General features: G+C 44.7%; 24 protein-coding genes (1 of these 24 running past the window's edge). 3 read left to right on the plus strand and 21 right to left on the minus strand.

The genetic code is table 11. The annotated features are described in order from the left end of the window. Positions 1–113: 113 nt before the first annotated feature. The 4 genes from purR to CXM95_RS18060 all read right to left on the minus strand — a co-directional run bounded on the left by purR (position 114) and on the right by CXM95_RS18060 (position 3,533). The gene (gene purR / locus CXM95_RS18045; RefSeq protein WP_008381701.1) at positions 114–938 is read right to left on the minus strand and encodes a pur operon repressor; all 825 of its coding nucleotides are present in this window, start codon (positions 936–938) and stop codon (positions 114–116) included. 151 nt (positions 939–1,089) lie between these two features. After that, positions 1,090–1,920 (minus strand): metal ABC transporter permease, encoded by an 831-nt coding sequence (locus tag CXM95_RS18050; protein ID WP_005230272.1) that lies wholly within the window; start codon positions 1,918–1,920, stop codon positions 1,090–1,092. Continuing rightward, positions 1,893–2,573 carry a metal ABC transporter ATP-binding protein gene (locus CXM95_RS18055; RefSeq protein WP_005232967.1) on the minus strand — a complete coding sequence of 227 codons (681 nt, stop codon included), beginning with the start codon at positions 2,571–2,573 and terminating at the stop codon, positions 1,893–1,895. Before CXM95_RS18055 ends, CXM95_RS18050 begins: the two co-directional genes overlap by 28 nt. A 12-nt stretch (positions 2,574–2,585) precedes the next feature. Then, complete coding sequence (locus CXM95_RS18060; protein WP_101699613.1) at positions 2,586–3,533, minus strand: metal ABC transporter substrate-binding protein; 948 nt, start codon at positions 3,531–3,533, stop codon at positions 2,586–2,588. Between the two features lie 306 nt (positions 3,534–3,839). Here CXM95_RS18060 and CXM95_RS18065 point away from each other — a divergent pair, with 306 nt between their 5' ends. After that, entirely contained in the window at positions 3,840–4,019 is a 180-nt protein-coding gene (locus CXM95_RS18065; protein ID WP_005232965.1) for a hypothetical protein, read from the plus strand. Between the two features lie 177 nt (positions 4,020–4,196). Here the strand turns inward: CXM95_RS18065 and ispE are convergent, their stop codons facing one another. After that, a complete protein-coding gene (gene ispE / locus CXM95_RS18070; protein ID WP_008381696.1) occupies positions 4,197–5,048 on the minus strand; it encodes a 4-(cytidine 5'-diphospho)-2-C-methyl-D-erythritol kinase in 852 nt (283 codons plus the stop codon). A 174-nt stretch (positions 5,049–5,222) separates the two neighbouring features. On the opposite strand from ispE, the gene CXM95_RS18075 reads away from it, so the two are divergent. Then, positions 5,223–5,630 (plus strand): Hsp20/alpha crystallin family protein, encoded by a 408-nt coding sequence (locus CXM95_RS18075; RefSeq protein WP_034871953.1) that lies wholly within the window; start codon positions 5,223–5,225, stop codon positions 5,628–5,630. Between the two features lie 56 nt (positions 5,631–5,686). Here the strand turns inward: CXM95_RS18075 and CXM95_RS18080 are convergent, their stop codons facing one another. The 3 genes from CXM95_RS18080 to CXM95_RS18095 form a co-directional block, all read right to left on the minus strand. Then, positions 5,687–6,442, minus strand: a complete 756-nt coding sequence (locus CXM95_RS18080; protein ID WP_005232961.1) for a DUF6681 family protein — start codon at positions 6,440–6,442, stop codon at positions 5,687–5,689. A gap of 8 nt (positions 6,443–6,450) precedes the next feature. Further along, positions 6,451–6,885, minus strand: coding sequence for a hypothetical protein (locus tag CXM95_RS18085; protein WP_101699572.1), 435 nt, complete (start codon positions 6,883–6,885; stop codon positions 6,451–6,453). Between the two features lie 181 nt (positions 6,886–7,066). Then, entirely contained in the window at positions 7,067–7,618 is a 552-nt protein-coding gene (locus tag CXM95_RS18095) for a hypothetical protein (RefSeq protein WP_034871948.1), read from the minus strand. 125 nt (positions 7,619–7,743) lie between these two features. On the opposite strand from CXM95_RS18095, the gene CXM95_RS18100 reads away from it, so the two are divergent. After that, positions 7,744–8,256: a type 1 glutamine amidotransferase domain-containing protein gene (locus tag CXM95_RS18100; RefSeq protein WP_008381689.1), complete on the plus strand. Its 513-nt coding sequence runs from the start codon at positions 7,744–7,746 to the stop codon at positions 8,254–8,256. Positions 8,257–8,394: 138 nt separating this feature from the next. Here CXM95_RS18100 and CXM95_RS18105 read toward each other — a convergent pair whose 3' ends face one another. The 13 genes from CXM95_RS18105 to rsgA all read right to left on the minus strand — a co-directional run. Further along, positions 8,395–8,694 carry a hypothetical protein gene (locus CXM95_RS18105; protein ID WP_005232957.1) on the minus strand — a complete coding sequence of 100 codons (300 nt, stop codon included), beginning with the start codon at positions 8,692–8,694 and terminating at the stop codon, positions 8,395–8,397. 175 nt (positions 8,695–8,869) lie between these two features. Then, a complete protein-coding gene (locus CXM95_RS18110; RefSeq protein ID WP_005232956.1) occupies positions 8,870–10,018 on the minus strand; it encodes a mannitol-1-phosphate 5-dehydrogenase in 1,149 nt (382 codons plus the stop codon). A gap of 22 nt (positions 10,019–10,040) precedes the next feature. After that, positions 10,041–10,478: a PTS sugar transporter subunit IIA gene (locus CXM95_RS18115; protein WP_005230254.1), complete on the minus strand. Its 438-nt coding sequence runs from the start codon at positions 10,476–10,478 to the stop codon at positions 10,041–10,043. A 15-nt stretch (positions 10,479–10,493) separates the two neighbouring features. Beyond that, complete coding sequence (locus tag CXM95_RS18120; protein WP_101699573.1) at positions 10,494–12,266, minus strand: PTS mannitol transporter subunit IICBA; 1,773 nt, start codon at positions 12,264–12,266, stop codon at positions 10,494–10,496. 314 nt (positions 12,267–12,580) lie between these two features. Next, a complete protein-coding gene (locus CXM95_RS18125) occupies positions 12,581–13,015 on the minus strand; it encodes a PTS sugar transporter subunit IIA (RefSeq protein ID WP_005232954.1) in 435 nt (144 codons plus the stop codon). A gap of 12 nt (positions 13,016–13,027) precedes the next feature. After that, complete coding sequence (locus tag CXM95_RS18130; RefSeq protein WP_101699574.1) at positions 13,028–15,058, minus strand: BglG family transcription antiterminator; 2,031 nt, start codon at positions 15,056–15,058, stop codon at positions 13,028–13,030. Continuing rightward, positions 15,039–16,787 carry a PTS sugar transporter gene (locus tag CXM95_RS18135; protein ID WP_061053510.1) on the minus strand — a complete coding sequence of 583 codons (1,749 nt, stop codon included), beginning with the start codon at positions 16,785–16,787 and terminating at the stop codon, positions 15,039–15,041. The genes CXM95_RS18130 and CXM95_RS18135 overlap by 20 nt, the downstream gene beginning before the upstream one ends. A 69-nt stretch (positions 16,788–16,856) precedes the next feature. Further along, on the minus strand, positions 16,857–18,218 hold the full coding sequence (locus tag CXM95_RS18140) for a C40 family peptidase (RefSeq protein ID WP_101699575.1): 1,362 nt from the start codon (positions 18,216–18,218) through the stop codon (positions 16,857–16,859). 185 nt (positions 18,219–18,403) lie between these two features. Beyond that, the gene (mreD, locus tag CXM95_RS18145; RefSeq protein ID WP_008381673.1) at positions 18,404–18,913 is read right to left on the minus strand and encodes a rod shape-determining protein MreD; all 510 of its coding nucleotides are present in this window, start codon (positions 18,911–18,913) and stop codon (positions 18,404–18,406) included. Between the two features lie 2 nt (positions 18,914–18,915). Further along, positions 18,916–19,773, minus strand: coding sequence for a rod shape-determining protein MreC (gene mreC / locus CXM95_RS18150; protein ID WP_005232949.1), 858 nt, complete (start codon positions 19,771–19,773; stop codon positions 18,916–18,918). A 142-nt stretch (positions 19,774–19,915) separates the two neighbouring features. After that, complete coding sequence (locus CXM95_RS18155) at positions 19,916–20,548, minus strand: thiamine diphosphokinase (protein WP_101699576.1); 633 nt, start codon at positions 20,546–20,548, stop codon at positions 19,916–19,918. Then, on the minus strand, positions 20,549–21,202 hold the full coding sequence (gene rpe / locus CXM95_RS18160; RefSeq protein ID WP_005232947.1) for a ribulose-phosphate 3-epimerase: 654 nt from the start codon (positions 21,200–21,202) through the stop codon (positions 20,549–20,551). It lies immediately after the preceding gene. 9 nt (positions 21,203–21,211) lie between these two features. After that, positions 21,212–21,938: the 3' portion of a ribosome small subunit-dependent GTPase A gene (gene rsgA, locus CXM95_RS18165; protein ID WP_101699577.1), read on the minus strand. It continues 158 nt past the right edge of the window; only the last 727 of its 885 coding nucleotides appear in the window; the start codon falls outside the window, past its right edge; the stop codon is at positions 21,212–21,214.

The raw sequence follows: 21,938 nt of genomic DNA on the forward strand, positions 1-21,938 counted from the left end.
AAGTACTTGTAAATTTCAACGATTTAAGGAATCTCCACCTAGACCAATCAAAAAAAGACTGGCAGCCGCCGTTCGAAAAACAGCTGCTTGCGCCAGTCTAAGAGCCACAAAAATCAGGCTTTTTTCTCAAAATAATTTCCCGGTACTACCGAGATCGTTTTGGTCTGGGTATCGACATCTTCAACATACAGCAGAGAGCTGTAATCGCTGATGGCCCGCTTGCCTTTGAATTTCGTTTCGGCAAAAACCGTAATACCGACTAATTCGGCCTCAAATTCTTCAATCAAGCTCTTCATCCCATTGACCGTGCCGCCGCCTTTCATAAAGTCATCAACCACCAATACTCTAGAGCCGCGCTTTAAGCTGCGTTTGGATAATTCCATTTTTTCGATCCGCTCTGAAGAACCAGAGACATAATTGACACTCACGGTCGAGCCTTCAGTGATCTTGGAATCACGACGCACGATCACGAAGGGAACATTCAAGTAGTAAGAGACTGCTTGAGCGATCGGAACTCCTTTAGTAGCAACGGTCATCACCGCATCGATTTGTTCGCCTAAATATTTGGAAGCGATGATGCGGCCGACTTGGCGCAGCAATTCCGGTTCGCCCAATAAGTCAGATAGATAGACATAGCCGCCAGGCAACAAACGGTCTTGCTCAGACAAGCGTTTTGCCAGCCCTTCAACGTACGCATACGCTTCTTCTTCAGAAATTTCAGGCACAAAAAAAACACCGCCAGCAGCGCCTGGCACGGTATCAAGAATGCCTGTTCCTCGTTCTTTAAAGGTCTTTTTGATAATAGATAAATCTTCGCTAATCGATGATTTTGCAGAGGCATATCGTTTAGAAAAGAAGGACAATGAAATCAATTCATGGGGATGATTCAACAAGTAATGTGTCATATCGATCAGTCGTTCACTTCGACGTATTTTCACACCGGACAACTCCTTTAGTTTATTCGCCTTATTATAAGGCTTTTTCGGGATAAATGCGAGCATTATCTGAAATATTGCTTATATCGTTCGGTTTTGATTAGAGTTTAAAAAAAAGAAACGAAAATTCTTCGTTTCTTTTTCATAAAGCCCTTTATTTGAGGCGTTGTTTTCGTTGCACGAGGATCACGATGCGTTTGATCAAATTGATTACTAAGAAAAGAGCGATAAAAACCAGCGTGATCGTCGCTCCCGGTGGTGTGTCCAAATAAAAGGAACTGGTCAAACCAGACATCATCCCAATCATGCCGATCACGACACTGATCAAAATCACCGCGTTGAAGCTTTTGCCTAAACGCATACTGATGGCAGCTGGTAAAACCATGATCGCAGAGATCAGCAATGCACCCGCAATCGGGATCATCATGGCGATTGCCACCCCCGTCAAGACATTAAAGAGCATCGACATCACTCGCACAGGCAAGCCATCGACATGAGCGGTATCTTCATCAAAGGTCAAAATGTACATGGGCCGTTTGAATAAGAAAAATAAAGCAAAAACGACTAAAAACAAAAAGCCTAAGATCCAAACTTGCTCTTGTGTGATCGTAACGATCGACCCAAACAAATACGATTGGATACTCGTTGCGGAGTTTCCACCGCTAAGGTTCATCAAGACGAGGGCTAACGCTAAACCGCCGGACATCAAAATGGCGATCGAAATCTCTGAATAACTGCGGTACAGTGTTCGCAAGTATTCCAAAATGATTGCGGCAATGACTACGATCAATAGCGTCGTCAAACTCGGATTTAGATTTAGAAAGAAGCCTAGTGCCACCCCTGCTAAAGAGACATGGGACAGCGTATCAGCCATCAATGACTGTCTTCGAATCACCAGAAAGACCCCTAGCATTGGTGCGATACCAGCAATAAAAATCGCCGCAAGAAAAGCTCTTCTCATGAATTCATATGAAAGCAGCGCCATGGTGAATCCTCCTTCCGCACTAAACGGATCTGACGGTCCGCATATTCTTTGATATCTTCGTGATCATGAGTGATCATCAAAATCGACTTGCCGTGGTCATGAGCATTGTGCCGCAGCAGTTCATAAAACAGATTGCGGGATTGTTCATCCATCCCCGTAGTCGGTTCATCTAAAATAAATAAATCAGGATCCGTGGCAAAGACCCGTGCCAAGCTGATCCGCTGTTTTTGGCCACCGGACAACTCACCGATCCGTTTATGACGCACGTCCCACATCCCGACGGCATCTAATGCACGGCGGACATGTTCATGGTCTCGTTTCGTCAGTCGCTTGAACCAACGATCTCTTGGGTAGCGGCCTGATTGGACCAATTCCAAAACGGTGCTGGGGAACCCGACGTTAAAGGAAGCAATCTGCTGAGGAATGTAGCCGATGCTTAATTTTTCACCAGCTGCATTCTTGGTCGCCAAGGTGACTGCTCCTTTAGAAGGTTTCAACAAACCAAGGGTTGCTTTGATCAAAGTAGATTTTGCCGCCCCATTTTCGCCGGTCAAAATCACGAATTCGCCGTCTTCAACAAAGTAAGAAATGTCTTCCAAGACGGGCTCATCATCATAATAAAAGGTCAAATCTTTTACATCGATATAACGCACGCAGGCGCCTCCTTAGTGAATACTTTTTTGTAATGCTGCCAAATTGTCTTCCATTACAGACAGGTATGTTTCGCCGTTATCCATCTGCTCTTGCGTCAAGCTTTCTAATGGATTCAAGACCGCTAACTCCACGCCCGTTTCAGAGGCTAAGGTCTCAGCCACCTTCGATGAGGCATTTTCTTCAAAATAGATAACTTTGACTTGTTTTTCTTCCACATATTCTTTCAGCTCAGCCAACCGACTTGGCGTTGGTTCTTGATCGGGTGAAATGCCCGAAATCGATTCTTCGACTAAATCATACTGCCGTGCCAAATAACCGAAAGCTGCATGTTGTGTGACGAAGGTCCGTTGAGTCGCATCCTTTAACGCCGCTTGATAGGCTTCATCTAGCGCAGAAAGTTTTTCGATATAGGCAGCCGCATTTTCCGTGAAGGTTGCCTTTTGCTCAGGAAACTTCGCAATCAGGTCATCGCGGATCGTTTCTACTTCTTGGATCGCTAAGACTGGGTCGGTCCAAACATGAGGGTCATACATATGATCATGGCCTTCATGGCTGTCTTCGTCCTCGTGACCATGCTCTTCCTCTGTGCCTTCCACCAACTGAATGTTTTTGGCCGCTTCAATCACTGCTGTTTGCTCAGGATCGACGGAATCCGTCAAACTAGCAACCCAAGTTTCTAGCTCAGGACTATTGTAGACAAAGGCATCTGCATCCATAATTTTGGTCATATCTTTGGCACTTGGCTCATAGTCATGAGGTTCTGTTCCTGCAGGGATCAGCAAGGAGACATCCGCTGCCTCACCTGCGACTTCTTTCGTAAATTCGTACATTGGGTAAAAGGTCGTGACGATCGACAGCTTTTCTGCGTCACTCGATTGACTTGTCGCTTCTTGCTGCCCACAAGCGCCAAGAAGCACGCCCCCTAAAAGGAGTGCTGTAGTAAGTAAGATTTTTTTCATCGGGATTTCCCCTTCCATTTGCTGGCTCATCTTTTTATTTTAAAACGGAACAACTCCGTTTTGTTAGCAAAAGTTACTCTATCAAATGATTTCCGGTTCGTCAAGACAAATCGTACGTTTTACGATTTAAAACTTTTATTTCGAGATAAATCGGAAAACATAGGAGAAAACGTTCATTTGAAGCGGATTCTTCTCTCGGGAACATCGTCTTATTTTACACCGTTGGCCATGCGATTCCTTTGTGATAACTTGAAAAATTAGAGAGTAAGTAGGATAATCATCTAAAAGCACTTGGAGGAAACGAAGATGAACGAATTTGTAACTGTGCCGCCAACTGTAAACAACAGCGAACTGCTGAATCGAATCGATTTACCGGAAGATCCTGCATCGCAGCAAACCGAAGAAATCCGCAAAACGATCGACAAACCATTGTACGAAGAAGACAAAAAGAAAAAATCCGCAAAGAAGCAGCACCAAAAAGAATAGCCTTTGCTTTAGGTAAAGAATCAGACCCCGACGTCTTTTTTTAGTCGGGGACTTTTGTGTAGGGCAGCTTCTAGATGCTTCCTCCCTACCTCAGCTGCCTTTTTCTTCGCTATATGACTGATTTTTATCGAAGGAACGAAAAAACACAGGCACTTCCTGCCTGTGTCCTTGACTCATTCATTTCAATGTACGTACAAGATAAACCTCATCGCAGAATCCTTTTAAGGCATTATAGACCCGTTGTGCCCGCGAATATTTTTGACAAAGAGCAAAGACAGTCGGTCCGCTGCCGGTCATCAAGGCAACATCTGCGCCGTATTTCATCATGCGATCTTTGATCTGTTGGACGATCGGATACTTCGGGATCGTGATGGCTTCTAGGCTATTGCCCATGGCAGCGATCATTGCTGGGTAATCTTCGGCTAAGACGGCGGCAGACAATGCTGCGATATCTGGATGGTGCAGTTGGTCCAGCTCAACTTCTTGAAAGATTTTCCCCGTTGAAACACTCAGACGAGGTTTGACTAAGATGACCCAACATTGCGGCATCGGCCGCAGCGGCGTCACCAGCTCCCCTTTTCCTGCAATATGAGCAGTGGTCCCATACAGACAATAGGGAACATCAGTGCCAACTTCCATACCAATATCGATCAGCTCTGCCATGGAGAGGTCCAAGTCCCAAAGGCGAACCATCCCCCGCAGCGCTGCCGCACAATCCGTACTGCCACCACCTAACCCAGCTGCCACCGGGATATTCTTGGTGATGCGAATGCGGATGCCTTTTTTGATACCATAGCGTTTTTTTAAAATACTGGCGGCCTGATAGACATTATTGCGTTTATCGATCGGTAAAAAAGCTTTGTTGGTTTCTACAATGATCTTATCTTCTGCTATCTCTTCCATTATCAGACGGTCGGCTAGATCAACACTAGACATCACCATTTCCAACTCATGGTAGCCGTCTGTTCTTTTCTCTAACACATCGAGACCGAGGTTGATCTTAGCTGGCGCTTTTTCAATAATCTCCATCTTCATTCATCCAATCATCTGATAGTTATTTAGTTCTATCATAGCAGATTCTTATAAGATAGTTGAGTGATTTCTCTTGTTTTTATGATTGTTGCCATTTTGGTTGCCCTTTGGCTTGGTTCCTCGTAAAATAGAGGTACCAACTCAATGGATAAAAGAAAGCGGGGGAACCACATGGCAAATTTGATTCCAAGAGATTTAGCAGGCGGCGAAGAACTATTAGGCAAATTAATGAACAGTTTTTGGCAAGAACGACAAATGAACACGGACATTAAAGAATACGAAGACAAGTATCTCGTTCAAGCAGATTTACCCGGCATCAAGAAAGAAAACATCCGCGTCAGTTACGTCAACAACACTCTGACGATTTCAGCTGCTCAAACAGAAACCACTGAAACCGAGGATGATTTCGGACATTATTTGCGCAAAGAACGCTCCAGCAGTGCCTATCAACGGACCTTCACCATCACAGACATTGATGACGAGTCCATCAAAGCAGTGTTTGAAGACGGCGTTTTGACCCTGACTTTACCGAAAGCTAGCTACAAAGACGCACCTGCAAAAAACATTCCGATCGAATAACCGAGATACCAAAAAGGCAGTCCCTTCAGAGAACGCTCTGGGGGAACTGCCTTTTCTTATTTGCGTGCTTGTCGTCGATACGCCTGTCTTGAGGTCTGCGGTTCTTCTTCGGAGACCTCTTTTTTGACATACAATTTTAAACTGTATGGTTCGTGGTATTTGACATCGTTTTTGACAAAATCACCGCCAGTGATAAATAAGCCCACTGGCTCTAAAGGTTGCTTGCCGGTCCATTGAATCGTGCCAACTTTCGTCATCTCCGTGTAGCTGGTCCCGATCTGCAATACGTACTCGTTTTTCCCTTGCTGTTTGACAAAATAGTAAGGGTACAAGGTATTTTTCGGGATCGTAAAGCCGTTGGATGACGGTTTGATCGCCAATTCTTCTTGAGCGATCAAGGTCTGCAAATGATTCGCCAATACCAGCTGATAGTCTTCTTCAAAATCGATCACCGCTTTTTCAGTCGTCAAACGATCAATGTCGGTGGTGCTGATAGTTTCCCCTTCAATATTGAAGACTTCGTCCGGTAAGACTTTGACAAAGGTCTGAGTAACATCGAACTTCATGTTTTTATTCAAGAAATAATAGAAGATATTCAGTACCCAGAAATAGACTAAGACCAAAAAGCCGATCGTATAAAGGATCGCTTGAAAATAGTTTTGGTTCGCAAACATTCCATAGATGATCCGCAAAATATACGCCGTTGGAATGATACTGAGGATGGTATAGGCGCGATTCAAGTATTTGGGACTGATGTCAAGATAGCCCAAAAATTTGTGGATGCCGTTGATTAAATCTAAAATAAGCGTCATTTTCTCACCTACTCATTTCCTTGATTCTCATCCATGATCACTTGCTGATCTGGCGTGGTTTCTTCACTTGAAGAAGGTGTTTCTTGATTGTTTTCCGGTGTCGCCGGTGAAACACTCTCATCGCTTGATGGCGTCGTTTCTGCAGGCACCGAAGAAGACGGGGTCGTTTCTGGTGTTACTACTTCACTGCTGGATGACGGTGTGTTCTGCTGGTCATCGTTCGTCGGTTGTGAGTCCGTGCTAGCAGGTGTTTGATTTTGACTGTCTTCCGTTATCGAAGACGGTGTGCTTTCACTTGGTGCTTGTTCGGTCGTTTCTGTCGTTTCCGTCGCACGACTTGGTTGGCGGTAACTGCCTGAATTCACCACGCCGGTGGCAGTGGCAATGATCGTTGATATCGTTAAAAGTGCAATTGGTTTTAAAATAGGCGGGACTTTTCGCATGATTCTCATCCTTTTCTTACCCGATTCTGCCCATCGGCAGTCTCGGTTCCTTCAGCCTCTTCTTACCTTTATAATCGTTTCTGACAAAAGGGTCAAGATTCCCGAGGCTTCTGTCGCAGGATTTAAAAAAAACTAAACATGTAACTGTTTTCACAAAAAATAACGACGGCAGTTGCCGCCGCTACACAAGGTATTCATAAAACTTTTCAAAGGTCAGGTGCAACGTGCCATGGTAATCTCGTAAAAGGGCGGGCAAAGCGATTACTTCTTCATGTTGGATCGGCGCATCGATTTGAATCACCGCTTGCTCATCATCCAGATAGTAGGAACTAAACAGCTCATCATCAGCGATTTCTTCTAATTGATTGGTCAGCTCTTCATAAAACTTTTCTATGATCGGTTCTGCCAACTCATCAAAGACCGGCTGCAAGGCTGCCTCTACAGCTGGAAACGGCTGTGCGAGTAATTGCTGTCCGCTGAGGGAACGCCGGGTATTCTCATAGGTCAAATAAAGCAGGTCGAAATAATCCTCTTCTTCCCCGATCGCTTCTAGCGTCAAAAGGGCTTTTTCTACCAATGAAACCAAGGACGAGGATACCTCTTGATGCATCACCGCATCGACTTTTTCAAATAGTTGCTGTTTCTCGATGACAAATGTTTCTTCCATAAAAATGAATTCCGCTTTTTCAAAGCAAAGGGGAGTATCAGAGATAAATAGTTGGATCGTTGCCATGGCGTTGCCTTCTTTCTTTTTCAAGCTGCGGACAAAACAGATGATTTGTCAACAGCGAAAATCTTCGTTAGCATAAATAATAGCAGGTGAACAAATTGTTCATCAAGTAATAAGGAGGAGATCGAATGAGTAAAGTTGCTGTTATTGTCACTGATCTAGTTGAAGATGTTGAATTGACGTCACCAAAAGAAGCACTGGAAGCGGCCGGACATGAAGTAGTCGTTATTAGTAATGAAGGCGCCGAGACCGTAAAAGGCAAACAAGGTGGAACGTTTCCCGTTGATGCGGCCATCGATACGATCGATCCCGCCAGTTTTGATGCTTTGTTGATCCCAGGCGGTTTCTCCCCTGACCAATTACGGACCGATGAGCGCTATGTGTCATTGACGAAAGACTTTTTGACATCTGATCGCCCCGTCTTTGCCATTTGCCACGGCCCACAACTGTTTATCCAAACAGGACTGACGAAAGATTTGACCTTGACGGCTTATGATTCTGTGCGACCAGATTTAGCCTACGCAGGTGCCACTGTCAAAGATGAGCCCGTCGTGATCGACGAAACTTATCGGTTGATCACCAGTCGGAACCCAGATGACTTAGATGCCTTCAATCAAGCCATTACTGAGGCATTGAACTAACCGCGAATAAGACGTGGTTTCTTTGATAGAAAAAAAGCCGCCAGTTGCAGCGTTCGATCCTTCGTATCGATCGAGCTGCAGCTGAGCGGTTTTTTTTTTGCGTAGCTTTTCAGTTTCCAGTGAATGGCTTTTTTCCTGTTACTCGTCAGAGGGCAACTCAAAACCATCGAAGGTCTCGCCATCATAGTAGCGCAATAATTCTTCCGTCGATAATAAGGAAGACGTCATTTCTTCCTGTGCCTCATTGACCTCTCGAAGTTGGGCAAGGTAAGCCGCGTAGGCTTCTGCCAACTGCCGGTAAACAGCTTGCCGCGATGTTCCTTCCCCTTGGATCGTCGGCAATTCACGGATAAAGGCCCGATAGACGGGGCGGTTTTCCTGCCATTCGATCGGCAACTCAATTACTTGAAGCTGGGCTTCTTCAAACCATCGTTCCATTGCTCTCCCTCATTTCTTTTCTTATTATCGTCAAGTTGGCAGCAAAGGTCAATCGGTGAGCAAAAAAACACAGAACAAGCAGATAAATTGCCGCATCCGTAAAAGCTAGCCCAACAAGCGAGCTTTTGCGGATAGGTCAATTTCTTTCAACGCTTGTTCTGTGTGTTACTCGTTTTTATGCAGCAACATACGCATATTTTTCAATGTTTTGTCGGATCGTTTCAATCATGTCTTCATCTTGTAAGCCAGTGATTTCTGCAATGACTTCCGGTAGTGATTTTTCATCCAAAAGTGCTTGTAACTGTTGGCTTTGCTCATCTTCAGGGTCTTTGTAGTTGAAGATCATGCCGATCGTTTCATAGAGATGATCTGGCTGCATGTTGCGTTTTTCTAACTCAAGGACTGGTCGGATAAAGCGTTCTTCGGTCCCTAATTTGCGGACAGGTGTCCGTGCCACCCGAGTGATAGCATCGGAAATGTGTTTGTTTTTAAAGCGTTGGATGATTTTTTCGATATACCGTTCATGTTCTTCAGGATCAAAGGCCCATTTCTCAATTAAAAGTCGGCCAGTTTCTTCGAGAACGGATTTTAATTGGATCACCACTAAATGGTCCTGCATCGCTTCATCGATCGTCTGATAGCCTTGGAGGGCGCCTGTGTACGCTACCGTGGCATGACCCGTATTGACACTGAATAATTTCCGTTCAATATACGGTTCCAGGTCCGCCACATAATGGACCCCTTGCAGATGGATCGAGGATTTCATCCCTGACTCTTGGATCACCCATTCGCAGAAGGGTTCTACTTGAACGAATAAGGGATCTTCATGGTGCTGCAGCGGTACGATGCGATCCACCGCTGCATCTGGAAAACCAACCGTCGCTTCCAACGCTGACCAATCCGCAATGTATTTTTGCACTTCGCTTTTTAAAAAGGTCGATCCGCCGATCATATTCTCACAGGCGATCACATCAATGGCTGGCTTGTCTGGGTGTTGCTGACGTGCTTCTAAGCCTTTGGCGATCAGCTCAGCGATATGCGGCAAAATGTTGGGACCAATGGCGGTCGTAAGGATGTCTGCCTCGGCGATCGCTTGGATCACCGCTTCTGGTTCTTTGGCATTGTTCAATCCTGTCACATGCTCGATGTGGATCTGTTCTTGGGTCTCATCGGCTAATTCGATGGTATACCCTTGTCTTGCTTTCAAGGCGTCAATGATCGTTTCATTGACATCAATAAATGTGATTTCAAAGTTGTTGGCAGCCAATATCTCGCCGATAAAGCCGCGACCAATATTACCTGCACCAAAGTGAACTGCCTTCATGTCTTGTCTCCTCCTTAAATCCTTATGCTACGGTCAAACTTTGGGCGATTTCTTCTTTATCCAAAGCATCCGCCAATTCGACGACGTTATCGATATCACTGCAAAAGAGGGCGATTTGTTGGACCAATTGCAGATGATCTTCCCCTTTGCCCGCGATACCAAAAAGGACGGTGACGATTTTTTCTTCGTCCGCTGTACCGAAATTCACGCCATCAGGCACTTGCACGATACAGATACCTGATTTTTTGACGTATTTTTTGGCTTCATCCGTACCGTGAGGAATCGCAATAAAGTTCCCCATATAGACTGAGAGCATCTCGTCACGCTCAAGCATGGCTTCGACGTATTCTTTTTCCACACAGCCTGCCGCCAGCAGTTTTTCGCCGCAGTAACGAATGGCTTCTTCTTTGGTCGCAAATTGTTTGTTCAATTCAATCATGTCTTTTTCTAATACTTGCATTCGGCTCATCCTTTCTTAATTCGCTGCTTTGATCGATGCCACGATCCGTTGATAGTTCGTCGTTCCCATCAGATTATTAACGGATAGATGGATCGCTTCTGGCGCTGAGGTTTGCGCTTGCGGCGTTAAGGCTTCTTTTGTGATCACCAGTGAAGAGGCGTTGGCATGGAGATCATTGATATGGCTTTTTCTGATCGGCATCGTCAGAGCTTCTTTGGCTAAAAGATCTTGGAAGACTTTCTGAGCCATCGTTGCCGAACCTTTGCGGTCATCGTGGGCCAAAATGATTTCACTGACTTGCTTAAGGTCATTGGCGGAAGGAACATCTGCCTGGTTGCCTACTTCAGACTTTTTTTCTGACTCCCCCGCTGTCTTAGTCCCTGACAATGTAGCTACGATTTCATCGTAACGTGGAGAGTTCAGGAAATTCTCAACCGCGACGAAGGTCGCATTTGGCGCTTTTTGTTTGGCGCGTTCTTGCAATTCTTCTTGAGTGACGATCAATGTATTGGCATCGTCCGTCAAATTGTTGATGGCGGAATTCGAGACATTTTGTGGAAGACCGGCTTCTTTGACTTTTTTACGTAAGATCGATGCCCCCATAGCACTGGAGCCCATGCCTGCATCGCATGCGAAGATGATGCGATTGATGCCAGTCATTGGTTGAGCCGCCAAGCCTTTAGCGCTGAGTTTTGCTGCTTGCGTTTGTTGTACTTTTTCTTCAAAATTATCCACCGTATCCTTCGCATCTGCTTTCAAGATCGCGGCAGCGACGATAAAGGACACGCCTGCTCCTACGGCAATTCCGGCTAAGACAGAAACGACACTCATCACCGAGTTGAATGGCGTCATTGCTAAGATCGCAATGATCGAACCTGGGGAAGCAGGTGCTCGTAAGCCTGCACCTAACAATTGGAAGGTAAAGCTTCCTGATACACCGCCGGCAATCACTGCTAAGAACATCAATGGTTTCATCATGACGTATGGGAAGTAGATCTCATGGATCCCACCGATAAAGTGAATGATGATCGCTCCAGGTGCCGAAGATTTCGCTGCTCCTTTTCCGAAGAAAGTGAAGGCTAGCAAGACTCCTAAACCAGGCCCAGGATTGGCTTCTAACAAGTAAAGAATCGATTTCCCAAATTCGCTGACTTGCTCAGTACCTAGTGGTGTCAAAATTCCATGGTTGATGGCATTGTTTAAGAATAGGATTTTTGCTGGTTCAATAAACATATTGGCTAATGGAATCAAGTGGGCATTGACGATCACTTCTACCCCTGCTGCCATTGCTTCTGTCAAGGTATTAACAACTGGCCCGATTGCTACAAAGCCCAGTAATGCTAAGGCAAAGCCGATCAAACCTGATGAAAAGTTGTTGACCAACATTTCAAAGCCAGCGCGAACTTTTTCTTGGAAGATCTCGTCAAATTTCTTGATGACCCAACCGCCTAAAGGACCCATGATCATCGCACCTAATAGCATTGGGATATCCGTTCCGACGATGACCCCCATCGTCGCGATCGCCCCAACCACGGCCCCGCGGTCGCCAGCAATCACTTTCCCGCCGGTATACCCGATCAAGATTGGGATCAAATACGTTAGCATTGGACCGACCATCGTTGCAAAGGCTTCATTTGGTAGATACCCATCTGGAATAAATAATGCCGTTAATACACCCCATGCAATCAATGCGCCGATATTTGGCATCACCATACTCGACAACGTACTGCCTAATTTTTGAACTTTTGCTTTTACTGATGATTTGGCTGCTTTTTGTGTCTGTTCCATTTTTTTCTCTCCTCTCGTCTGCTTACACCCTTATTGTAGGCGCTTCCCAAAACGGTCGAAAGTCGTACTTTGGCACAAAAAACTGTGCCAAAACTTGTAGCCAAACGGATAGAGCAAAAAAACGGGAGTAACCCCTGCACTCACTGGCTTTTTGTTATGTTTCACGTGAAGCATTTTTATTTTTTTTTGCCAAAACGCAAAAAAAACGTGTACCCGCTCTTTCTACACAAGGTAGAAAGAGCGAGCACACGGAGGCAGCTCATTCACTCATTTCGTTCGTTTCTCTTGTTACAAGCCAGTCTGCTGCTGACCGCTTATTCTTCTGCCAGCAAAATCTGTTGGATCTCTTCAACCGATTCGGCATCACTAAGCGCCCGAACATTTTGCATATCGGAACAAAAAAAGGCGATTTCTTGCAAAACAGCTAATTGCTGCTCTTTTAGGACGACTACGAAAAGGATTGTAGCGATTTTGGGTTGCTCCTTCGTGCCGAAGTCGACGCCATCCGGCACTTGGATCAAAAAGAGCCCTTCTTCCTTGATCCATTGCTGGGCTTCTTCTTCCGCATGGGGCAGTGCAACAAAGTTACCGATGTAAACACCTGTTTTTTGATGGCGCCGCAAAAGGCTTTTGACATAAGGTAAAGAGACGATCTCCTGGTTGACTAAGTACTCGCCAATTTTTGTCAGAGCCTCTGTGGCATCGGTAAAGTGTTGATCCAACAAAATCCGCTCCTGTGGAATATACATCGCTGATCCCTCCTATTGTTTTACTTCTTCAATCAAGAGCGAAGAGAGTAACTGATAAATAATCGAATCATTGCCGGAATTAAAAATCTCCGTATTTAGATCATTCATAATGATCGAACCACTGATCTTCCCTAACATCTGAGAGCTTGTTTCATTGATAGGATAGGGCGCCAGCATGACTAATAAACGGGTAACAGCGATTTCTTTTTTATCCATCGCTAGAAGTGGCAGCGGCTGTTTCAAATCGAAAATACGAAAAACAGGTTGCAGGATCGCCGAACTCGCCGCGTGAAACAAGGCAAAGTGGGTGTCAGGAATGCCCACTGGCGCTTGGAAGTAGCGCCTTAAGAGACGATCAACAACTTTCTCACGATCCAAAACAACATGTGCATCAAAAGACGTCAGCACCAGCTGCAACGTTTCTTCCAAGTCCGCTGGGTTATCAATCGCCTGCACTTGAAACAGCGCCAATAGCTGGTTAATAGCTTCGATAAAAGCCAAGACCGCTTCATAGGATTCCTCTTTGACCAAAGCAGAGGGCGCTTTTTTGGCGGAACGTTTTTTCTGACTAATGGCTTGGAAGGCCTTCTTCAACTCTTGAATGTCTTCTTCTAGCAGGATCGGTGAAACGAGTTTGTATTCTCCTTGATACCCTGGCAGTAATGAAGTCGAGATCACCAAGTCATAGGTCTCCTCGATATTTTCCCGTTTGACATCCCCCACTCGAAAGAAGGTGATTTGATTGATAAAGGGAAAATGTTTCCGCAGCTGCATCTCTAACAAACTGATGGAGGCTAATCCGCTAGGAGAGATCCCTGCAATATTGACTTCTAACACTTTCGGATTTTTTTCCAACGAATTGGCAAAATGCAGGACCATATAAGCGATTTCTTCTTCCGAGAACTGCTGCTGCGGAAAGACCTGCGGCAGATGATTACGAATCCCGCTGGCGATTTCGACATACTGGTTCATGATTTTTTCTAGGATAGGGTTGTTCAAATGATCTTCTTCTAAAATAGCCCGCGTCATTACTCCTGAGATATGGGTCAGCAGCATTTTATACAAGTTCGTGTCTTCATAAAATGCCACTTCCGTTTGCTCACTGACCAATTCGATCAAGCGTTTTACACGATAAGCCAAGTCGGTGTCAAAATTGTCATCAAAAAAATCACGATCAAAGGAATTGGCAAAATCACCTAGTAACACGGCAAAAAAGACGATTTCGTTGATGGAATAAAGCAGTTTGGTCTTTTCGGCGATCTGAGCAAAAATCTTTTTCGCCACCTTCAGCAAGTCTTTGTTGATCTGACTCGGGTACGTCTCTTCTTCCACCGTATAGCCCAAAGCTACCCGATCCATGGCTAGCGCCAGCATCAAGACGATAAAGGCTAATTTGCGGTCACTAAGTTCCTTGAATTGGGGTTCGATGGTTTCCCGAATCAACCGCTGGGCTAGCAATAGATGGTCGCGGGACAGAAATTGAAAAATAAACGGGGCTTCATCATCGGTTTCCAGTAAATGGAAAAATTGGTATTCATTGATCTCCATCACTAGTGTATTGGCTGTGAGCAACCGCCGATACTTTTCGGAGCCTTCGATCTCATACCCTTGATTGCGCACGATCCTTAACGGCAGCCGTGCGAGACTCTCTTCAAGCTGTTTGATGTCTGAAAAAAACGTCGTGTTGCTGATTTGGTAACGCTCCAAGAAAAAATGACTGGATACAGGCTTCGTGGCGGTAGTCAGTTGCAACAAAATACGGTGTTGCCGCTCACTAGCCGCGAATTCTTGATCGGTATCTGCCATAATGGCTTCTTGCAATTGGCGAATGCTCGTTTCTGATGCAAAAATTTGGAAATGACCACGACCGACCTTCTCTAAGGTAGCACCTACTGTTTCTAAGGATTTTTCTAGATTAGCCAGTTCACGGTACACCGTTCGTTTACTGACTTTTAAGACTTGCATCATGCGATCTAAAGAAACCGGACCGGTACTATTCATCAATTCCGTTAATAAAAGTGTTTCACGATTGGTCAAAAACATAGTCGACTCCTTCTGTCAGTAACTGACGATACGCATCTGTCGTCAATAAATCATCCACCACCAGTAAAGAAACATCTGGGATCGGGCACTTTTTTGCAAGTTCTTTCGGGAGGATATAGACTGCCGTAGGATCAAGAGCTTGTCCTTCATATGCCATTTTTTTGATGGTCAAAGACAGCGCTTGTTGGCGGGCCATTTTTCTTAGTATCTCCACTGCCATCGTTTGTGAACCGCGTTTTTTTCCAGTATACAAAAAGATGATCGTTGAAAACCCTAGCGAATTTGCTGCTTCGATTTGTAACGATTGTTGCGGATCCTGTTCTCTTCTTTGTAATTCTTGGATCAGCGGAGCATACTCATCTGCCGCCAAAAAATTATCTAGCACATAATGCTGTGCGTGTGGTGTCTGCTTTTGGGCAATAGCTGCTAATTCCCGTTGGGTGATCACTAACAGCTTGGGATCATCCGTCACACGATAAATCGACTGATAGCGGACAGGAAACGTTAGCTGGGCTTCTTGCAACTGTTTTTTTAGTATGCTGGCACCAATCGCACTGGACCCCATCCCTGCGTCACAGGCCACGACGATCTCCGTGACTTTCTTCATTTTCGGCATCTTACGCTCCTCATTTTCTGTATTGGTCTTCCGTTTTAATAGCACACTAGCGATCGCAAACGATACGACCGTACTGACGACAATCCCAGTTAAGACACCAAGGATCATAGAAGCCGGTGTATTGAGTAAAATCGCCAAAATCGAGCCCGGGGACGCCGGTGCTCTCAAGCCTACTCCTAAAAATTGGAAGATCAGTGTACCGCTGAAACCACCAACGATCGGACCGAGCAACACCCAAGGATCGAGCAGAACAAACGGGAAATACACTTCATGAATCCCACCAATAGCCTGCACAAAAATGGATGCTGCGGCATTCGTTCGGTTTCGCTTTGAACCAAAGAAAAGATACGCCGCTAAGACCCCTAATCCCGGACCGGGGTTGGCCTCGATCAAAAATAAAACCGACTGACCGTTAACTGCCGCGGCTTCGATTCCTAGCGGCGTAAATAGTCCATGGTTGACAATATTATTAAAAAACAAAACCTTCAATGGTTCTACAATGATATGAATAAAGGGCACGACGTTTTGCCGAACGAAATAATCAACGAGCTGATAGCTGCCGAGACTGAACCAATTAAAAAGCGGCGCCAATAGGAAGTAACTGCCTAAAAAAAGGAGTCCGCCAAACGCACCTGCAATAAAATTGCGCACCAGCATCTCATAGCCACTTTTGACTTTGCTCACGATCGAATCACTGCAGTACAATAGCCAGCCCGCTAGCGGTCCCAGCAGCATCGCCCCAAAGACCTGGGGAATATCGGTTGCGAGAATAGCCCCTAAGACCGCCACTGCTCCTACGACCCCACCGCGTTCAGGCGCCAACATTTGCCCACCTGTATAAGCAATCATGAGGGGCAGCAACACAGTCAAGACCCCTTGTTCCATTTGCTGGATCACTTGTTGATCGACTGAGAAAAAAGGCAACAGGAATGAAATCAGCATCCACGCAATAAAAATACTTAAATTCGGCATCATCATGCGAGAAAGATAATTCGTATAAAACTTAACCGTTATCATTTTTTCTCTGGAAGACGAGGTCTTGTTCATTTTATCCGCTTCCTTTCTCTTCTCTATTATAAGATGTTCTGGCAAGACTGAAAACAAAAAAAGCATACGTTTTTTAAAACAGAAATCAAAAAAAGCTGACGTAAAACGCCAGCTTTTGAAATAGCTTCAATTGATTTAGTTTACGCGCACCGCGAAATCTGGTGAGTAATAAGAGTAACTGCTGACAGAAACATTTTGACCAGGTGTTGGTGCATGAACGTATTGTCCGTTACCCATAGCGATCGCCACGTGGTGTGTGCTTCCGCGGCTACCCCAGAATAACAAGTCACCGGCTTTTGCTTCGTTGATCGAAATTACCGTACCGGAAAATTCTTGTGCGTAAGTTACCCGTGGTAATGAGATCCCAACTTTAGCAAATACATATTGTGTAAAGCCAGAACAGTCAAAGCCGTCTGGTGTCGTACCACCCCAAACATAAGGGGTACCAATGTATTTCATTGCTTCTGCTACGATTGCTGAACCATTGACCGTTTGTGCGGGTGCAGGAGTACTGCTTGAACCGTTGCTGCTATTATTTGATCCTTGGTTGTTATTGCTATTGTTATTATTGGCAGGTGTCGATGGGGTCGTATTTGCTGAACCGCTGCCTTGTGATGAACTGCCTTGCGTAGTATCAGTCGTCGTACTAGAATTTGTTGTGGCGCTTGATGTCGTTGAATTCGACGTTGAAGATTCGCTTGCTGCTGCTTCCTGAGTAGCTGCTTCAGCTGCTGCCGCTTCTTGAGCCGCTGCTTCTTGTGCTGCTTGTTCACGAGCTGCTGCTGCCGCCGCTTCTTCTGCAGCGATGCGAGCTTGTTCTGCTTCGTATTCTTCTTTTTGTTTTTCTAAATCAGCTTTTTCATCTTCTTTAGATGCTTGTTGAACAGCCAATTCCGCTTGCAAAACATTCAAATTAGCTTGTTTGGCTTGTAGATCCCCTAATTGTGTTTCTAATTCAAATTGGTTCGCTGCGATCTCTGCCAATTTATCGTCGTTTTCCGCTTTTTTCGCTTCAACTGCTTCTTGGTCTGCCTTTTGTTGATCTACAAGATCTTTGTTAGCATTGACGATCGTCGTCATTGCTTGCACACGGCCAATAGCATCTGTTAAAGAGTCAGCTTCTAATACTGCATCAATAAAGTTCGTGCTTTGTCCATTGACTTGAACATCACGAGCTTGTTTTTGGATCGCTTCTTCACGCTTTTCGATTCTGACTTTCAAATCGGCAATTTCTTGCTTCAACTTTTCAGAATCCGCACGCAAATCCCCTTGTTGTTGCAACAAAGTTTGGGCTTTTTCATTGATTGCAGTCAAGTCGCTTTCAAGTGTTGCTACTTGTGACTGGATGCTCGCTTGCTGGTTTTGCAAGTCAGAGATCTCTTGATTTTTTTCTTCAATTTTATTGTCAAAATCTGATGCAAAGACAAGTGTCGGTGCTGCTGCAGAAGTAAGAACAATTGAACTTACTAACAATAAAGATAAAATTCGCTTTTTCACTCTTCATTCCTCCGGCTGTTGCTTCCCCTAATATGGTTTTTTTATGTATAAATGCTTAAGAATACCTAAAGTCCTTCACGATAGTGTGATTGTAACACAGCCGTATGTCAGAGAGATAAAAGGAATATTACAAAAACATTTCAATCGCTGTTATTTTTATACAGTCAAACGCAAAAAAAATGAAGCTATTCGTCTTTGAATAGCTTCATGAATGGAACAACTAAAAGGATAAACAAAAGGATGTTCAATAAAAGCGTTGGTGCTAAAAAGCGGGAAACAAAGAATGACGTGCTAACTGATGCGATCTTAAACAGCAATTGAACCCCCAATGTCACAACTTCTAAGCTTGTAACAAAGATGATCATTCCGAAAAACATGGTAAATACATTTTGATAAAGCGTATTTTTCAAAATATACATAATCCACACGATCAAGGGAAACGCCACCGTGTAGATGCCGATCACACCGACATAATACACGTCATAGAGACAGCCGATCACCAGCGCCGTGGTAATCAAAAAGTTTTTCGGCAAATACTTCGCGCCACATAAAAGAGCGATCAATAAAAGATGCGCACTGGCGATATAATTGTCTTGGGTCCATTTTTCCAAAAAACGCGTCAGTTGTCCATCTGCCAACATCATCAAAAAGAAGACGCCCGCTGCCAGGTATTTGATGTAGTCATGCTTTTTCATGGCTATTCCTCACCTGCCAAGCGTTTGATAATCGTTACAGCTTGAATATCATACATTTGGGCATACGGTTTTACAAATACTTGGGTATCAAGACCAAACTCATCTTTGGTGGTACGGATCACTGTTCCGATCGCTAAGTCGGCGGGCGAGTTTCCTCCTAATCCAGAGGTCTGCACGACATCGCCTTCCTTCAGCTCATTGTCCCCCGTCAATTGGGTAATGACTAAGGAACGTTCTTTTTGATCGTAACTACTTAGGATCCCAAAGTTTGACCCATCTTCGCCGCTGATCCGAACCGGATAGTGGTTGGAATTCTGGTTTTCAGAAGTCAAAAGTTCAATTTTAGAAGAAGCTGCATTGACCTCAATGACACGACCAATCAAGCCTTTTTGCGACATGACTGCCATGTTGACCTCAACACCATCTCTTGAGCCGCGGTCCACGATCAGCATATCTTGCCAAGTATCAGGTGACCGATTGATGACATTGGCGGAGATCCGTTCATAATTCGTCAAGGTTGCATTCAGCTCTAGCTCTTCTTTCAAGGCATCGATTTCTCTTTGCGCATTGTCCTTCGCTTGTTCCAGTTCCTCAAAACTGTCCAATTTCTCTTTTAAACGTTCATTTTCTTCATAGGTCACAAACAAATTTTTGACTGAATTGGCACCATTTTCGATCCAACGAAAAGGAGCGGTAATCATTTTATCGATAAAGCCAACGGAGTCATTGACCGTAGATTGCACGGCATTGGTGGAGTTTCCCGCTGCTCGGCGGGCGATCGTCACGCTTAATACGGTGACAACTAAAATCACAATAATCAATGTGATGATAATATTTTTATTAGGATTAAACTTTTTCACAAAGACACCTCAAATAATTCCAAACTGTAGTTCCAATTTTACCATTAATACCCTGCAAACAAAAGCTAAGTTGTCCGTCTTAATGTTTTTTTTGTAATTAAGTTTCTGAAATTTTCAACAAAAAAAAGAGACGTTCCGTCTCTTAATCACAACTTTGAATGACTGCTATCATCCCGCTGCTAAAGGAAAAACCTGCTGTTTGTGTCAGAAATTCATTGCTAGCATAAGAAGTTGGGTACGGTACTTGGACGTTTTCTAATAAATACTTGCTACCTGTTAACGTCAAATCTGTTACCGGCGTCAAACAGCAATACGCCAAATACTGCATCCCGGGTTCTTTTTCCAATTGATAGGTGCCTGGTAAAAAGAACTGAACGACATTTTGACGATCTAAAAAACGCAGATTTGGGGCAAATGGACGAAACCGATCTTCTAAAACTAACCACAGATTGGCTAAAAGATGGTCAAGGCGTCCCCCCGTTGCACCAATCACGTCGATTTGCGCTTCTGGATAAAGACGCAACGTCTCAACCAATGCCAATTGAGTATCTGTATCATCTTTTTCAGCAGGGGCTTGGATCACTGTCTTAACTTGTTGTTTGACCGCTTGCAGTTCTGCTGCGGTCAGGGAGTCGAAATCACCGATTGCTAGATCGACTGGCCGTTGGTGCTGAAGCAAAAACAGGGCCCCACAATCAATTCCAATGTATTTATCATACGCCATCAACTGTGGCCAATTTTCAGGACTTCCACCTGCCGCTAACAAAATTTTCATTTACTGTAAAGCTTCTTTCAAGGCTCTGATTTGCGCCGCAGGTTCATCGGCATCGTAAATATAGCTTCCTGCTACAAAGACATTTGCGCCTGCTTCCAGGCAGCGTTTGGCTGTCTCAGGAACGATCCCGCCATCTACTTCGATATCATAATGGTAGCCTTTTTCTTCTTTTAAAGCAGCCAGCGCCGCAATTTTTTCCAGTGATTCTTCAATAAAGGATTGCCCACCAAACCCTGGATTGACCGTCATAACTAACACTTGATCACACATGGATAAAACATGTTCAATGGCTGAAACTGGTGTACCTGGGTTGATGACGATTTCTGCTTTGACATTTTCTGCCACAATCATTTGGATCGCACGATGGATATGAGGCGTTGCTTCCGCGTGGATACCAATGATATCTGCTCCAGCTTCCGCGAAGGCATGGATATACTTTTCTGGCTCGGTGATCATTAGATGAACATCCAACGGCAGCTTGGTAACTGGGCGAATCGCTTTAACGATGTTTGGGCCTAAGGTAATATTAGGAACGAAATGACCGTCCATCACGTCTACGTGAATGTAATCTGCGCCATGGCGCTCTACCAGCTCAATGTCTCTTTGAAGATTTGCAAAATCGGCACTTAAAATAGATGGTGCTAGTTTCATCATGCTTTTCCCTCACTTTTTCTTCTTTTTATAAACCGGACGTCGGTTTTCAATCTCTTCTAAAAATTGCACGTAGTTTTTGTAACGAGTTTCAGCAATCTCATTTGCTGCAACTCCCTGTTTAACTGCACAATCAGGTTCATTGAGGTGCATACACTCCCTAAAGCGGCAGTTGGAAGCTACTGCTAAAAAATCAGGGAAGAGCTTTGGTAACTCTACTGCTTCGATTTCCAGAAAATCGATCGAACTAAATCCTGGTGTATCGGCAACCAATCCATCACAAATCGGCAAGAGCTCCACATGACGGGTCGTATGTTTCCCCCGTCCGAGAGATTCTGAGATCACTCCTGTTTCCAATGCCAATTCCGGGACGATTCGATTCAATAGCGTAGACTTTCCAGCACCGGATTGCCCCATAAAGACAGTGATCCGCTCAGGGAAGTACCGTTGAAGTTCCAATAGATCTTCGCCTTCTACTTTTGACGTGATCACGTGGTAGCCAATTGCTTGATAGGTCTCCTCAATTGCTTTCATTGCGGCAAGATCTTTCACAAGATCCGCTTTTGTCAAAAAGATGATCGGTTCGATCCCCTCATACTCTAAGGTCACCAAAAAGCGATCCAATAGATTATAGGAAAAGTTCGGCTCAACTAGACTTGTCACGACCACTCCTTGATCCACATTTGCGACTGGCGGTCGAACCAGCTCATTTTTTCGCGGCAAGATCTCTAAAAGATAG

It is taken from the genome of Enterococcus sp. CR-Ec1, assembly GCF_002850555.1.
In the GTDB taxonomy this organism is placed as follows: Bacteria; Bacillota; Bacilli; order Lactobacillales; family Enterococcaceae; genus Enterococcus_D; species Enterococcus_D entomosocium.

Excerpts from the sequence above, each read along its gene's own strand:
- CXM95_RS18050 (WP_005230272.1), bottom strand. The coding sequence starts at position 1,920 with ATGGCGCTGCTTTCATATGAATTCATGAGAAGAGCTTTTCTTGCGGCG.
- CXM95_RS18060 (WP_101699613.1), bottom strand. The coding sequence starts at position 3,533 with ATGAAAAAAATCTTACTTACTACAGCACTCCTTTTAGGGGGCGTGCTT.
- CXM95_RS18065 (WP_005232965.1), top strand. The coding sequence starts at position 3,840 with ATGAACGAATTTGTAACTGTGCCGCCAACTGTAAACAACAGCGAACTG.
- ispE (WP_008381696.1), bottom strand. The coding sequence starts at position 5,048 with ATGGAGATTATTGAAAAAGCGCCAGCTAAGATCAACCTCGGTCTCGAT.
- CXM95_RS18075 (WP_034871953.1), top strand. The coding sequence starts at position 5,223 with ATGGCAAATTTGATTCCAAGAGATTTAGCAGGCGGCGAAGAACTATTA.
- CXM95_RS18080 (WP_005232961.1), bottom strand. The coding sequence starts at position 6,442 with ATGACGCTTATTTTAGATTTAATCAACGGCATCCACAAATTTTTGGGC.
- CXM95_RS18085 (WP_101699572.1), bottom strand. The coding sequence starts at position 6,885 with ATGCGAAAAGTCCCGCCTATTTTAAAACCAATTGCACTTTTAACGATA.
- CXM95_RS18095 (WP_034871948.1), bottom strand. The coding sequence starts at position 7,618 with ATGGCAACGATCCAACTATTTATCTCTGATACTCCCCTTTGCTTTGAA.
- CXM95_RS18100 (WP_008381689.1), top strand. The coding sequence starts at position 7,744 with ATGAGTAAAGTTGCTGTTATTGTCACTGATCTAGTTGAAGATGTTGAA.
- CXM95_RS18105 (WP_005232957.1), bottom strand. The coding sequence starts at position 8,694 with ATGGAACGATGGTTTGAAGAAGCCCAGCTTCAAGTAATTGAGTTGCCG.
- CXM95_RS18110 (WP_005232956.1), bottom strand. The coding sequence starts at position 10,018 with ATGAAGGCAGTTCACTTTGGTGCAGGTAATATTGGTCGCGGCTTTATC.
- CXM95_RS18115 (WP_005230254.1), bottom strand. The coding sequence starts at position 10,478 with ATGCAAGTATTAGAAAAAGACATGATTGAATTGAACAAACAATTTGCG.
- CXM95_RS18120 (WP_101699573.1), bottom strand. The coding sequence starts at position 12,266 with ATGGAACAGACACAAAAAGCAGCCAAATCATCAGTAAAAGCAAAAGTT.
- CXM95_RS18125 (WP_005232954.1), bottom strand. The coding sequence starts at position 13,015 with ATGTATATTCCACAGGAGCGGATTTTGTTGGATCAACACTTTACCGAT.
- CXM95_RS18130 (WP_101699574.1), bottom strand. The coding sequence starts at position 15,058 with ATGTTTTTGACCAATCGTGAAACACTTTTATTAACGGAATTGATGAAT.
- CXM95_RS18135 (WP_061053510.1), bottom strand. The coding sequence starts at position 16,787 with ATGCTTTTTTTGTTTTCAGTCTTGCCAGAACATCTTATAATAGAGAAG.
- mreD (WP_008381673.1), bottom strand. The coding sequence starts at position 18,913 with ATGAAAAAGCATGACTACATCAAATACCTGGCAGCGGGCGTCTTCTTT.
- CXM95_RS18155 (WP_101699576.1), bottom strand. The coding sequence starts at position 20,548 with ATGAAAATTTTGTTAGCGGCAGGTGGAAGTCCTGAAAATTGGCCACAG.
- rpe (WP_005232947.1), bottom strand. The coding sequence starts at position 21,202 with ATGATGAAACTAGCACCATCTATTTTAAGTGCCGATTTTGCAAATCTT.